The following is a 14,520-nucleotide window of genomic DNA, read 5'->3' as shown; positions in this document are numbered from 1 at the left end:
ACAAGATCGCAGCCCGTAACTTACTATTCTGCGGCCAAACGCCCTCGTCCCTACTGAACTTCGGGGACCTAGCGAAAGTCATGCTTGCGAAGGTCTGTCCTCGGCGGCACTCTTGTTTCCGAGGGCGGGACTTGCACACTATGGCTTCAGATCAGGGGTTACAGACAAAGATATTGCGGCGCGCACGGTCAACCGGCGAATACGCGGTTTATCGCGCGGCGCTGGAATGGGGTCTCACCGACCCTATCGTGATTGAGAGTCGGGACGATTTCAAATCCGAATTCCGCTGGAAAGACCGGCTGGAGCCCTTTCACCATCAGGTCCAGAACCTCATCACTTTCTGCCGTCGTTTGCCCGTGACCCTGCTTGCTGACGATGTTGGCCTCGGCAAAACCATTTCCGCAGGGCTCGTCGCCAGCGAACTGATTGCGCGCAACCGCGTTGCCAAGATTCTCATTGTGGCTCCCAAGCTGCTCGGCCCCCAATGGAAAGATGAGTTAGAGGCGAAATTCGATATTCCAGGCGAGGTCATTACCGGAAGTAAACTTGCTTCGGCCGAACCCGACGAGGTCGGCGCCGTCATCACAACCTATCATTCGGCACGCGCTCATCTCGACAAAATTCCCGACGACCGCTTCGACATGCTGGTACTGGACGAAGCCCATAAGCTTCGTAACCTTTACGGCGTCGACCCCACGCCACAGGTAGCCAAGGTTTTTCACCGCACATTGCAACAACGCCGCTTTCGCTACGTGCTGATGCTGACGGCAACACCCATTCAGAACCGGCTATGGGACCTCTATTCCTTAGTCGATCTGCTTACCGTTGCTCGAGGCCATGAAAATCCCTTCGGAAGCGAAGGCATGTTCGCGCGCCGCTTTATCGCAGACAAGCGTGAGACGGCACGCATCCTAAAACCGGATGCACGAGAGGATTTTCGCAAGATTGTCTATGGTTACATGTCACGTGTCCGGCGTGGCGATGCCAACTTAGATTTTCCCGAGCGCAAGATCCAACTGCATAAAGTGGTCCCTTCATCGGAGGAGCTCGCCCTTATCAAGGCTATTGCTAAACCGATCCAGAAACTGAATCGCCTTGCGCAGATAAGCATCCTGCAAGCGTTGACCAGCAGCCCGCACGCTCTCATGGCACAATTGCAAACCATGGCGCGGAACGGGACGGTGCCGATGGAGTTGGCCGCAACTGTGCAAGCCATAGTCACGCCCATGCGAACAAGCGCGAAGCTGGAAGGGCTTCGTCAACTCGTCTCCATGCTGCAGCAGCAAAATCCCACCGGTTGGCGTATGGTGGTGTTTACGGGACGACGCGAGACCCAGACCACTATCCAGGCTTTCCTTGAAGAGCTTGGCTTGAAAGTTGGCATCATTAACGGCTCGTCCGGGCAGCGCAACCAAGACACGATAGCGCGCTTTCGCGCTAACCCTCCAGAAATAAGGGCTATTGTATCAACCGAAGCCGGATCGGAGGGCGTCAATCTCCAGATTGCCAACGTCCTTATCAATTTCGACTTGCCGTGGAATCCAATGATTGTCGAGCAACGCATTGGCCGTGTTCAGCGCCTGGGCTCCCAGCACAAAAACGTCGTCATTTACAATGTCATGCTTGCCGGCACGTTTGAGGAATACATCGTCGGCCGCCTCATGACCAAACTGCAAATGGCGACCGACGCCATCGGCGATATCGAATCTCTGCTTGAGGCATCAGGTGTCGGCGATGGCGAGGAAGGCACCGGATTCGATGAAAAGATTCGTGAACTTGTTGTTGCAGCCCTTGCCGGACGTGACATGGCAGCTGCGGCCGAAAAGGTTGCACGTAGTATCGATGCTGCCAAGAAAACCCTTGAAGAAGAAAAAGCGAATATCGAGACCACCCTTGGAGCCATGGATGGTTACGAATATGTCGGACCGCAAACGCCGATACTCGAAAAAGTCCATCCTTCCATGGAATTCGAGTCGTTCGTTCGGGCGGCTTTTGCGTGCCTCGGCGGCACGATCGCAGAAGTAACACCTGGCGTTCTGCGCATCACGATAAAGGGTATGCCCGAATATGCGCGACTGAGTGAGAATGTTGAAGTCGAGTATGCCAAGGCGCCGCTTTATCTCCCAGGTAGCCCGGCCTTCCTCCGTCTCGTGGACCGGGTGACCACCTCCGGCCTCCATCAGCTGCACGATAACGACGTAGAACCACGGCGAAAGATAGAGGAGCTCGTACACGGCTGGGTATCGGGCTTCGGCGGAACTGCACCCGACGTCGCTATACTTAGCGTGCAGCGGCGCTTCGATGGCACCGCCGTCGCTCGCGTCCGCGCGACCACTGGTCATGACAGTTATGAGCGGCTTGTAACTGTCCCCTGTAAACCTTCCGACCACGCTCAAGCTACCATGACCCTCGATGCCTTGCCCGATCTTTTGCAACAACCTGAGGCAACCGGCATCAATACCGCTTGCATTCTGGAAGAGGCGCATCGTGATCCGAACGTGGTGGAGTTCAACCGCTTTTATCTTGAACGGCGAGAGAACGAATTACGCGCTGCAGGGAATGACGCTCGCAAACGTAAAAAACTCGAAGACGATTTCACGCCACAAATCGATACGACTCTTGTTGCTCTGGATGGGCAGGTGAGCCGACGCGCGAACGTCCGGGCACGCTACCAACTTGACGACACATCCTATGAAAGCGAGCTCGTCATCATACCGTCCGATGGCCGCATTGAGACAGCGCCTGCGCTGGAGCGATGCGCACTGACGAATCTGACGGTGCCTGCCGACTGCCTTGGTACTTGCGCTTTGTCTGGCACGCGCGCCCTAAAACACCGACTCGCCCGTTCAGAAGTGAGCGGCCGCTATGCACTGCCGGAACATCTTCTTCAATGCTCCCTCTCAGGAAAATCGTTGCTGATTGACGAAGCGGGTATGTCCGACATCACGAACGCGGTCGTTGACCGTACACTACTAAAAACATGCGCCGTCAGCGGCCGGAAAGGTGAGCCCGCGCACTTTGGACAATGCAGTTTCACAAAAGCTGACGTGCTGAACGAGCAGCTTGGACAAAGCGAAGTTTCGGGCAAGTCATATCGGCTGGACCAGGAGGCTGTTTCCGCCATTTCCGGCAAACGCGGCCACGTCCAGGAATTCATACGGTGCCAGGAAACAAAACGCATACTGCTTCCCCGTGAATCCGAGCGCTGCGCAAAGACTGGCAAGATTGTTGCTCCAGATGTACTGCAGCCTTGCGCTGTCACGGGCAAGCGCGTGTTACCCGGTGAACTCACAGCTTCTTCCATCAGTGGCAAGCGTGCCCTGTCTGAACATCTGGTAACGAGCAGCATATCAAATGCGGTATTCTTAGAAGAGGAAGGCGTGCGGTCGGCTTACGGAAAATTCTGCGCACCCATTGAGGCCAAGCGATGCCAGTGGAGCGGCGTGGCGACACATCCAGACGATATTCGCACCTGCACGCTACTCGGTCTTGCTGTACATTTTCAGTACATCGCAGACTCCTCTGGCCGTTTACAGCCAATCCAAGATCTCTTGGCCGGCACGCGCCGCACCGCAGATGCTCGTGAACATTGGGACGGCATCCGCCCACATCTGGTAGCCGTTCTCAAAACAGAAAAATGCCGAATTGAGGCTGCGCAATTGTCTCCCGACTGCAGAAAACTCGCTTTGGCAGCGGAGGTCAAATCCATGCTCGGATTGCGAACGCAGCATGCGGGAATGCTTTACTCTCTAGATCAGAATGCGGTGCTGGGACGCGTCGCTGTAGTGAAGCGAGACGAACGAGGCAGCTTTCGCTAATTACGTTATGGCTTCAAAAACACGAAAGCCTATGTTGGGCAAAAGTAACGGATAGCTGGCCGCAAAGAGCCGGTGGAAACTGACGAAGGAAGACCGGATTTGGCCTTCCATCGCGAGTCTCAAGCAACAGCATCGATCGATGAACAGTCACTCCGCGGCGTCTTGGAACGGGTCCGGAAGCGGCGAGATCGGACAAAGGCCCAGCGCTTGCTCAGCCACGATTTGCCAGGACGCAAATGCCAACTCCTTCTGAGCCAAAGTGAAGCACAGCTCCTGTTCAAATGGCCGCTTCATCCTCAACATCACGAAAGGATCTGACAGTGGGTGAACGATATAGCCAGTCAGCGTCGCGTTCACGAGCGTCGTATCGATCAGTGTGTATAGGTCAGCGTAAGCTCGAATCTGGCGTTTTTTGCTGCGACGGACCTCACCTCCGAGAATGAGCTTCTCTTTAGGATTTTTCGAAACACCCCTCGTGATCTGCAAGGCTGGCTCAAGCAACGCTTCAATATCCTTGCTTGTGTGCGGCACATAACGTGATAATCCAGCTGTTTCCTTGCGATTGAAGAGTTCATCAACGCTCACGCAGACGATTTGCTCATTGCGTGAATTGCGCTTCAGCAAATCGAGCAATGCTTCATTGTCTGCGGAGCGAACGTAATCCCTAAATGGGACCTTACAGCTCCTGAGATAATTCAAAACCTTTTCGGGACGATTTGACATGCGTATCTCCTGTTATGGATACGCAGTTTAAACGAGTGCTCGAACCGCAGTTGTACTTTGATTGCTGCGCCTCTGATCCGTCGGACGTGGCTGGACTGCTTCGGACTCCACTCACGATAATTTGCTCGGACGAGCCTTCAATCGAGCGACGTCAAGGTCGTCTGGTGGCTGACGTCCGAGTTCAAATGATATGGCTATGAACTGCTTGCTGCTTATTGCTGCTGTTACTGATATCTGGTTTTTGATCTGATCAGTAACTCAATACTATGGCGCCTCAAGCGTCTCGATCAGGTATCCGCGATTGTCGTCGCGCGTGGCCATCTGCCGTTGCCAAATCTGATCGAGCAACCCGATTTCGCCAATCGTCAGACCCCGCTCGTCTGGGACCGCCTCCGCACCGTTCTCAACCCTGCCAGATTTTCCGCGCCAGATCTGAGTATCAAGCAGTGAATCAGCGTCTCTCCCGAATCCGGGGTTGTACTTCAGCGGCTCATTGCCGCCCTTTGTAAGGTAAGACGCAATCCGCTCTAGATTTTCGGCGAGAGGTTTGCCGCTGTGAAAATTTTTGATTTCTATCTGATAGTTCGAGCGCGACCAGGCCTTCTCCTTTCGCAGTTCTGCCCTAAAAGCATCTGCGTCTAGCTTGGCCTTTGAGAAGTTTAGAACGCCATGCAAGTGGACCAGCACACCGGAGGCGATATCCGGCGTACCGATCTTCTCCAAGACGTCGAGTTTACGGGTCTCGCTGTTCGAGCGTGACTTGATCTTCCGGAGGAGTGAAAGGTTGACGACCTCAAACTCGACAGCTGCAAGGCAGCCGACGCGCGCCGAAGAAAGGCAGCCCAATAGATGCCGCTCCAGTTCGGACGACTTTGCCAATGCGTCATCACAGGATAGAGGCGACACAGCGTGAAGTATGGTCAGAAATCTTAAGTCATCTTGAGAGCCCGCATTCGATTCGCACATCGCCTTCAAATCATCGGCGAGCATCCGGGCATGTCGCCGCGCGATGTCATCATGAAGTAAAGTCCCCGAGTCGCGGCAGCCAGCCTTCGCTAGCCGCGTGGCCCTATGGGAGCCCAGCGTCGACTGAAGCGAATCCTGCAGCTTTTTGAAAGCCGTGGCTCTTTCTTGCTTTAACTTCTCAAACTCAAGACTCATCGGCGGCCTTTCGACAGAAAGTGCGAGTGTGCCAATTTAAATCCGTGATTTTCTTAGAACACTCCCAGTTTAGGCTCATCAGGGTAGCTCCGCCAGCATCCGCGCGTGACCTGACTTTTACCGAGTAAAATCGTGGTCAATATCATTTGCTCGCAATGAACCCCACGAAAGGGAACTGGCACCAGAAGTCTTGAATGTCCCTGAAACCCACTTCTTTCAACACGTCGATGAGTTCATCCCTCGTATAAGAAGACATAAATCCGCGCAGCGTTTTTTCTTTGTCGAGAATATCCTCGGCAGGAATTCCTCGGTCGCGTTTGAAGTCATAGTATTTGAAGGTCAACGCGTCCTGATAGCGCGCTGACGAGGCCAAGAGCTTCTCCGCGACGATCATGTGACCGCCGTCTACCAATCCGTTCAACAATGTCCGAAAAAGCGGCTTCCTGCGGTGGAACGGGACAAACTGCGCTGTGAAGACACTAATCGCCAAACTGAGACTGGTATACGCCTGATCGCAAACATCGGCGACCTCAAACGACAGATTGGGTGCCGCGACACGATCCCAACTTGATTGAAATTCAGGAACGATGTCGATACCGCGATAAGCGAAGGTACCCGAGCGACGCCTCTCGACTTCATCGCGGACCAATCGGAGCAGCATTCCACTTGAACAGCCTACGTCGAGAACGGTCGTGCCTGGCTGGACGAGCGTTGGAGCGAGGGACACGATTTCGCGACGAAGGCCTGCAAAGTCGGGAACGTGCGACTCGATGTGGTTTTCGAAGTCGCCCTCTGCCTGGTCTACAAATGAAAACTCAGCCTTCTTCATGGATTGCCTTCCGATAGGGTTCGAGCACGCGTTCGTAGACGCTTTCCGCAATGGCCTGAGTCATTGGTGGAGGCACCATTCTGCAGATGCGTTCGGCGGCTTGGGCAACGGTTCCGGACAGCTGAAAGTCGTCGGGCAGACCTGTCAGCCGCTTCAGCTCTGGGATAGTGAACTTTCTGTCTTGATCAGGGTGGATCGCACCCGCCAGTCCTGACGGCTGCTGCGCCGTAACCGTCAACGTGGGCGCGGGAAGATCCCACGAGCAGCGCGTGAGGGTGAAATTGCGTCTCTTCTCACCATCAAATTGCACTGGCCGGGTTAGGCGGTTCGGGTTCTTTGGCAGCGTTACGATTGCCCGCTCCAAGCCGGTCTGGCGCGCTGAATAAATCCACGGCCGCACGTCATCCGCTGTCTGATCGAGGTCCGCGAAGGCGGTTCTGATCGTCTCATGCATGAACGTCCTGTTCGGGAAAGCCCGATGAACGTCAAAGTTGCTGTTGATTCCGATGACCGATCCGACGTCTTTACGTACCGCAATGAAAAACAGCCGACGACGAGCTTGGGCAACACCAAAATCGTTTGCGTTGAGCACCACCCACGAAACGAAGTACTGCTCGCCTAAGACGCTGGCGATGGCGGCCAAGATAGCCTTTCCACGCGTAACGAGGCTCGGCACATTCTCCATCACCACGACCCGCGGGCGGATCAGCAGAGCAAAAAGTGCAAAATCGATCGGAAGCCCCGAAATGTCCCGTTGCTTGGTGTCGGAATAGTTCTTCATAATGGTCGGATCAGCAATACCCCGCCCAGCGACGCTGAATTCCGAACACGGTGGTGAGCCGTCGAGGACATCAATATTCCGGACATCAACATCGAGCCCCCTCAGTAGGGCCAGCAAGCCAGCTTCATCTTTGAGGAGTTCCCGGATATCCCTCGTGTCTACGAAAGTGCCCGTAAAATTGCGGCGGTAGGTCTCTGCGGCTTCAGGAACGAACTCATTCGCGAGAACGACCTTTCCCCCTGCAGCGAGATGGCCGAGGCTTGACCCTCCACCACCTGCAAACATGGAAATCACCGTGTAGCGACTGCGCTCCGATGCCTGTCGCAGTTCTGCCATACGCCGAAATAGACTAGCGCTTTGTCCGATAGTCCGAACAACCGGCTTTTTCTGAGACGCGATTTCGGCAAACTTGTCACGAGCAAGCTCGGTCAGCTTAGCCCAACGTCGGCAAAGACCGACCATCGATTCCAATTTGGGCTCGAAGAAGTTGACTTTGGGATGTTTGAGAAGCGCCTCTTCGAAGAGGCCACTGACCCCGCCGCCCTTCTGAAGCTTCACGTTAACCGTGAAATCGGTATCCCGCACGTCAAGCCCGATCGAACGCAATGCCTCGCGTACGATCGGCTTTCGAGGGTCTGAAAGCGCAGAAATATCAAAGCGAGAAGAATTGGCGGATGGTGTCATTGGTATACGGGTCCAAAAGTCTCTTCCCAGCAGCCGAGGCGATCTGAGAAGCAATCCAAAAAGTGTCTTGGGACTCTGAGGCATCGTGGGCGGCGTACCGATTGCGCCGGAGATCATCGAAGGCTGCGATCAGTTTATTGGCGGTCGCGCCGTTCCGACGAAGGACAGCGAGCTTTCGCTGATCCTCAGCCGTGTTGGCGTAGTGATCGTCGGCATTCCAACCGGCGAACACGTCTTGCTCGTCGATGGCAGACAGCACGTACATCATGGGAAACATCACTTCGACGTGGGTCTTCTTCCGGCATCTCCAAACGCCGACCAAGCGGAAAAAGTCGTTTGCGATGTCCCCGGTCGGAACGATAACGACCTTCAACGGCCAGCCGTGACGGCGAGCCAAGATTTCCGCCTTGGTTCGATCAACAGACGGAATGCCTTCCAACTCATACGTGTAGGCAATCACACGCTTGCCCTCGCGCTCGCAGGCGACGCCGACCGAATAGCTGTCGATACCCCCCGACAGCAGGAGGGCGACATCGCGATTGACCGTCTGAGACGCAACAATGCGTCCAAGCAACGGCATCAGACCGGCCGGTCCCATATCAGGCCTCGTTCCATCTGAGGGCTTCCCAACCGTCGCGAACGCCAGAACCGCTAAAAAGCTGGAATTTCCTTTCTGCGTTGCCGAAAAATGCAACTGCTGAATCACAAGGGCTGTCTGACGTTGGAATAGACGTCTCGGGAACTGCGCAATCCGTCTTGCCGCGAGTGGCCACGACCATGACTTGCTGGTCGATCAGGTCGATTGCACCCGCATCGCCGACCACAAAAATGTGCTCGATACGGCTAAATCCAAAATGCGGAGCCAGTCGCATTTCGACCACGCTGAGTTCGGAAAGCTTGGTGATAATGACAAGGGCCGCGCTTTCAGAAAGGACCGGCCTGGGCAGAAGGCGATCCCATTCGGCAGGGTCCACCGGGTCGCGCCGAAGGATACGGGCATCGTTAGCTGTGACCGTCCCGGCAACTAGGTCGAACGGAGTGGTATCGCTAGCAACTGGCGAGGATGCAGAATGCTCCTCCGGATTTGGCTCAGCCGAAGCCTCTTGCGGCGGCGCACCCGATTTAATTCCAGCTATGCGAGCGATCACGTCGTCGCGCGTGAAATCAGAGCCAAGCCAGTTCAGCTCGCTAACAAACCGGTCGGTGTCGCATTCGAGCAGTTCAAGCAAGAGTGCAAGCTGATAAAGCTTTGAATGTTCCGGCGCGAGAAATGGAAGCACGCGAGAACCGCAAAAGATATCTGCGTGCTTTCCGACCTTCTTCAACATGGAAAGCTTGCTGCTTGTGCGCTCAGGCGCGGCCGCATCTCTCGCCGAGAGAAAGCACAGCTCTTCAAGCCGCTTTGAAAAGCGAGTCCGCTCATCTTCGGCTTGGAATTTGTTGCAGCACAGATAGACCAATCCAGCGACATGCCGAATATACGATTCGCACGTTTCAACGTGGCCGGACACAACAGCATCAGCTGCCTCTTCCGGATTATCGGGCACTATCAAGCTCGTTCCAAGTGACGGCTGCGCGCCCTCATCCTGATCCACGAGCACTGAGACTGCGGAGGTCATGATGCACGACCTCCTTCACCTGGATCGTTGCAGGTTTTCCGAGATTGTAGCTCGCTTGACGGGTTTTGCCGGTGCCGCCAGTCGAGATTATCTTTCAGCAGTTCAATAAGTTCCGCGATATCGTCCCGATGCCAGAAGGTCATTCTTCCGTTGCGCCTGGGCTCAGGAAAACGACCAGACTTTACGCCTGCCCACCAGGTGGATTTGCTACAGGGGATAGGGCCCTTCGGACTGATGACGAAAGGCAACCGGAGAAATCCAGACTGCATTTTTGACCTCGCTCATTGTTGACGAGGTCGATCTACGCAGTCTGGTTTTGCACTAATAGGGAGAATTATTGCGCGGCTCACCCCTCGCGCGGAGCACGCAAAGATCCCATAATCTGTTTTAACGCGTCGTCGGAAAAGTACGTTTTTGCGGGCATCTCTCTTATATGTTTCAGAACCAAGTCTTGTTTTGTCTCGATAATTGTCGACAGAAAATTTTTGCCGAATTTGCACTTCGCCCATTCTTCAAGTTGCATAATACGCCTAGCGCCAACGGCATTTCGGTCTTCACTGGACGGATAGCCCTTACGAAAATCCTTGTTTGAGTTGAGGTACTCTCGGGCCTTGCTTACGTCCCAACTCTTCAACTTCTCATGACAGATCCAGTTCAGGTCGATTGCCAGCTGCAGATATTCGAAGTCGCCCCATGGCGGGCGGCCGACCTTCCCGACGTATGCTCGACAAAAGATTTCCAATAAGGTTCTCCAAAAAATGGCGTCAGATCGATCAGTTTTGACTCCTTGGACAAGCGGATTACCCGCAGCGGTACGGAAAATCCGTTGAAGTTGCGGCACATCATTGGCGTCTATAACGCCCAATTCATAAGCATCGGATATTGCAGCGAAATCGGGACTTAGCTCTTGAAATTTCAACGCCGTAAAGAAATTTAGCTCGTGCAACCTGAGCGACCGAATGGTGTAAAGCACCGCAAAATTAGGGTCTTGCTCATCAAGCTCGTCGCTGGAGGCAGCAGCACCTCCCCCTGGCAGTTCATCAAAGGGCGCGTTGAACGAGCCGTCCCAAACATTGGTGCATTGTTCGTTCTCGAACAGGTCTTTCAGACGTCTGTCAAACTGCTCGTATATTTCCTGGAAATTCTCGACCTCCTCTTCAAGCTTCTCCTTGAAGGGTTTATCTACCATTCTGTCTCTCCTCCACATACCGAGCCCACGCATCCATTAAATCGCAGCGTTTTTCAAACAAGTCGCCACGACGATAAGCTGCTTCCGTCTTATTCTTGATCGCATGAGCGAGTGCCATTTCACAGACGTCGCGTGGAAAGTTCGTCGTCTCGGCTGCCCAGTCTCGGAAAGCGGAACGAAACCCATGGGCCGTGAACTCGAACCCCATCCGCCGAATGGTCATCAAGAACGCCATGTTGGATAGGGGCTTTTCGTTGTCGCGCCCCGGAAAAACTAAACCTTCCTCATTGCCAACCTTTTGCGCGCACTTAAAAAGCTCCAGAGCGCGCCCTGAAAGAGGTACCCGGTGCTCTCTGGACATCTTCATCCGTGATGCGGGAATGGTCCAAATCTTCTTCTGCAGGTCGACCTCAGCCCAATCCGTATTCAAGACCTCGTTGGTTCTGGTCGCCGTCAAAATCAGCAATTCAAACGCGAGACGGATGATCTCGTTGGTATTTGAATCTCGGAGAGCGGCGACGAACTTGGGCACTTCCTTATATGGAATGGCTTGGAAATGGTTGTCTCTGTCGGTGTGCTTCGGCAGACCGCTGGTCACGCCCTCCACTGGGTTGTCGCCTGAGCGAAACCCGGAGGCTTTGGCCCAGTCGAGAGTCGTCTTCATTCTCTGACGAATCCGCCGCGCCGTCTCGGGCTTGGACAGCCAAATGGGAGACAGGACTCTCATGACGTCCGTGGTCTCGATCTCGTCGACGCGTAACGTCCCAATGGTAGGGAACGCATAGGCCTCCATGCTGCTGATCCACTGAGCAACGTGCTTGGGGTTCTTCCAGGCAGCTTTGTAGCTTTCGTATACGGCCTTAGCGGCTTCCTTGAACGTTGGGGCTTTTTTGGTGGCCTTACGACGCTCCGCCACGGGATCGCCGCCCTCCCGCGCCATCTTCCGAAACTCGGCGGCTTTTTCCCTCGCCTCGGCAAGGGACACCAGCTTCAATCCCCCAAGCCCGACGTCCCGCCGTTTTCCCCGAACCATTGTCCGCAGGACCCAGCGCTTTGCACCGGATGGATCGACAACGAGGTAGAGCCCGTTGCCGTCGGCAAATCGACCCTTTGATTTGATCGAATTGATGCGAACGGTTGAAAGAACTTTATGGGGATGTTTGCCGCTCATCCCACAATCCATACCACAAAACTTTTAGGATTTGGCAGGATTAAGTTCGACGGTTCTGGACGAGAAAATTGAAATAGTGCCTGGAATTAAAGGATAAGTTGGACCTGGCTGGATTTGCTTGGACTCCAAGCGGAAAGACGCTCTCTCCGCCAGAATATCACAGAAATACTATATATATCAGATACATAGGTGTTTGAGGCCAAACGCAATGGGCCCAAATTTAGTTTTGGGCATGCCAGGGCTGCTGTGACCGGTCAGCATCTGGACGTCACGCAGCGATCCTCCTGCTAGCGATATCTTCCGGGCTGCGTTCGTGATGAAGGTTCGTCATCCCGAATGGCTTGAACAGCCGACGAACCCAAGCTGTTCGTACCATCGCGCAAACATATTCATGACAGCCTGGGCTGATGTTCGATGAGAGCGCTCGGTGCTGACAACAAACTCTGAGACCGGTTTTTGAAGTTATTCGAGGCAATCGTTGCAAGATCCATGCTCCGACGGGGAATGCGCACGATCTAGAACTCCGCATGCGCCCGCACCGAGAACACCGAGATGGGGCCACGATCCGCGTTGTAGGCGGGGTCCGCGAGGAATTGATAGTCGAATGTCAGCGTGCTCCATTTATTGAAGCTGTAAGCGTAGTAGGCTTCGAGAATCTTCTCGTTCCTGTAGTTGAGCGCGCCATCGCCGATCAGAATTCCCAGACCTCCAGCAGCGATATAATCCCGGTGATCCTTGGAAAGTCCGTTGATGGCTCCGGCAATACCGATTTTATCGCTCGGGCGTCCCCACGCGGCACCGCCAATAGACGTGCCGAATGACAGACTGGAATCGATATCGGTGAAAGCCGAAATCTCATTCGTGCCGCTATTCCAGCTCCAGCGCGCGAACACGCCGATGTCATCCGTGACCGACTGCTCCAGGTTGAAGATATAGCCGTATTTGGTACGACCTTGACGCGTGCTGACGATCGCATCGGTAGGATCGAGACCCGGGTTCGCCAGGACGAGATTGACCGCGTCACGATAGCTGCCGGAGAACGACTCGTGCAACCAGCCTGTGACGCGGAGTTTGCCGGGGTGCCCGAACAAGGCGTAGCGAGTCTCAAGCTCGGTGACATAACCGCCTCGCTTGAACAGGGCCATATCGAAGTTGTTTGAATTCGGCTCATTTCCAATCAGGAAATATCCAGTGCGCAGGGCCCAGGATTTCTGATTCAGCTCAGCTACGGCACCATAGGTCAGCCCGACCTTGTCTGCCGGATAATCGAACGCACCCGCAGCCCAGATCGACCAATTGAGGAAATCCACGCGGGGATCCTGTGCATATGCATTGCTGTCGAAAACATCGTGCACGGCAAATTTACCGACCTGAACTGTCACCCGCGAGATGTCCTTCTTCCCGGCCATCTGACCATAGCCGCTCTCGACCGTTTCCTGTTCTCCGCCCAACCCGAACGTCTGACGCAAAAACAGCCGTGACGAATTGTAGTGCGGATACAGAAAGTCCGACTTCTGCGCTTCGCCGTTCGGGAAGCCACCCGCGCCGACCGTGCTGCTCAGTCCGAACCCCTGAAGCAGTTCAGGATTGTAGTAGATCTCGCCGCCATCCCACGGTCTGACGCCAATGAAGACACTTGCCGTCCATGTGCTCTTGGTCTGCGCCGATGTCGGCAGACTGTTCGGGCCTGAATAGAGCGCATGGAATTTCGGATAGCCCTGCTGAACATAGGTCGTCTGGCCGTGAATCTCCCAAACATCGCTGTTATCCTGCAACGAGGCATCTATCTTTGGCGTGGCAGCATCCGTGCCACCGGTGAGCTTATAATTGAGGCCAAGCCGGATCATGTGCATGTCGAAGCGCGAGCCGTATTGCTCACCCGACGTGAACGCAACACTGGCGGGACCAAGCTGGCTGTATAGATATTCGAGACGTGCATTCCAGCGTGCATCGAACGCGAACTCGACACCACCACCAGCAGCCCATCCGGTCCGAACCTGCGAGAGCGTTTGTTCAGCACCCGACGCTAGATCGACTGCAAAGAAATGCCCGCTCGACCACGCAAGTCCTCCAGTCGCGTAGACCAGCCACTGATCAGACGCATAGCCGAGACGACCACGCAAGGTCCCGATGTAATCGATTTTCTCGGTGGTACCGCCCGGAGTTCCCATCCCTGACCAGACCACGTCGTCGGCGTTGAGATAGTTTGGAAACGAGAGGTCCACCTCCGCCCCAAGCAGAACGTGCGAAGGCAGCAGGTAATTGTAACCGATCTGCGCGCCTCCATAGAGAGCACCAAACGATGCTTTTGAAAATAAGAAGCCCTGAGCTCCCAAATCGGAGGCAACCTTTCCCCGGCCATAGCCGACATGGCCGCCCACATACAGTCCGGTCCAATCATAGGCATTCGCAATCGGCGTCTTGAGTGGCAAATCTGCGGCCGATACGCACGTGCTTGTTACGATGATGGCGTGGATGCCTCCCGCCACGATGCAGATTCCTTTCATGTTGTCCCCACAGTCCTTGAATTGAGCAATCGCGGTCC

At 54.7% G+C, this 14,520-nt stretch carries 10 protein-coding genes; 1 reads left to right on the top strand and 9 read right to left on the bottom strand.

The annotated features are described in order from the left end of the window. The first annotated feature begins 140 nt into the window (after positions 1-140). Positions 141-3,818 carry a DEAD/DEAH box helicase gene (locus HMPREF9697_RS11940; RefSeq protein ID WP_002717478.1) on the top strand — a complete coding sequence of 1,226 codons (3,678 nt, stop codon included), beginning with the start codon at positions 141-143 and terminating at the stop codon, positions 3,816-3,818. 147 nt (positions 3,819-3,965) lie between these two features. Here the strand turns inward: HMPREF9697_RS11940 and HMPREF9697_RS11935 are convergent, their stop codons facing one another. The 9 genes from HMPREF9697_RS11935 to HMPREF9697_RS11895 all read right to left on the bottom strand — a co-directional run bounded on the left by HMPREF9697_RS11935 (position 3,966) and on the right by HMPREF9697_RS11895 (position 14,482). Then, a complete protein-coding gene (locus HMPREF9697_RS11935; RefSeq protein WP_002717477.1) occupies positions 3,966-4,541 on the bottom strand; it encodes a hypothetical protein in 576 nt (191 codons plus the stop codon). Positions 4,542-4,805: 264 nt separating this feature from the next. Next, complete coding sequence (locus HMPREF9697_RS11930) at positions 4,806-5,702, bottom strand: hypothetical protein (RefSeq protein WP_002717476.1); 897 nt, start codon at positions 5,700-5,702, stop codon at positions 4,806-4,808. A 142-nt stretch (positions 5,703-5,844) separates the two neighbouring features. Further along, complete coding sequence (locus HMPREF9697_RS20155) at positions 5,845-6,531, bottom strand: class I SAM-dependent methyltransferase (protein WP_002717475.1); 687 nt, start codon at positions 6,529-6,531, stop codon at positions 5,845-5,847. Next, positions 6,518-7,996, bottom strand: coding sequence for a DNA cytosine methyltransferase (locus HMPREF9697_RS20150; protein ID WP_002717474.1), 1,479 nt, complete (start codon positions 7,994-7,996; stop codon positions 6,518-6,520). The genes HMPREF9697_RS20155 and HMPREF9697_RS20150 overlap by 14 nt, the downstream gene beginning before the upstream one ends. Beyond that, entirely contained in the window at positions 7,965-8,594 is a 630-nt protein-coding gene (locus HMPREF9697_RS20945; RefSeq protein ID WP_002717473.1) for an asparagine synthase-related protein, read from the bottom strand. The genes HMPREF9697_RS20150 and HMPREF9697_RS20945 overlap by 32 nt, the downstream gene beginning before the upstream one ends. Before the next feature lies 1 nt (position 8,595). Beyond that, complete coding sequence (locus HMPREF9697_RS11910; RefSeq protein WP_002717472.1) at positions 8,596-9,615, bottom strand: hypothetical protein; 1,020 nt, start codon at positions 9,613-9,615, stop codon at positions 8,596-8,598. A gap of 346 nt (positions 9,616-9,961) precedes the next feature. Continuing rightward, the gene (locus tag HMPREF9697_RS11905; protein WP_002717471.1) at positions 9,962-10,804 is read right to left on the bottom strand and encodes a hypothetical protein; all 843 of its coding nucleotides are present in this window, start codon (positions 10,802-10,804) and stop codon (positions 9,962-9,964) included. Further along, positions 10,794-11,975, bottom strand: a complete 1,182-nt coding sequence (locus tag HMPREF9697_RS11900) for a tyrosine-type recombinase/integrase (protein WP_002717470.1) — start codon at positions 11,973-11,975, stop codon at positions 10,794-10,796. Before HMPREF9697_RS11900 ends, HMPREF9697_RS11905 begins: the two co-directional genes overlap by 11 nt. Before the next feature lie 515 nt (positions 11,976-12,490). Further along, positions 12,491-14,482, bottom strand: coding sequence for a carbohydrate porin (locus tag HMPREF9697_RS11895; RefSeq protein WP_040307926.1), 1,992 nt, complete (start codon positions 14,480-14,482; stop codon positions 12,491-12,493). Positions 14,483-14,520: the final 38 nt, after the last annotated feature.

The sequence above is a fragment of the Afipia felis ATCC 53690 genome (assembly GCF_000314735.2).
GTDB classification, from domain to species: domain Bacteria; phylum Pseudomonadota; class Alphaproteobacteria; order Rhizobiales; family Xanthobacteraceae; genus Afipia; species Afipia felis.
Note: the sequence above shows the minus strand (reverse complement) of the source record. Positions and strands in the feature narration are given on the sequence as shown.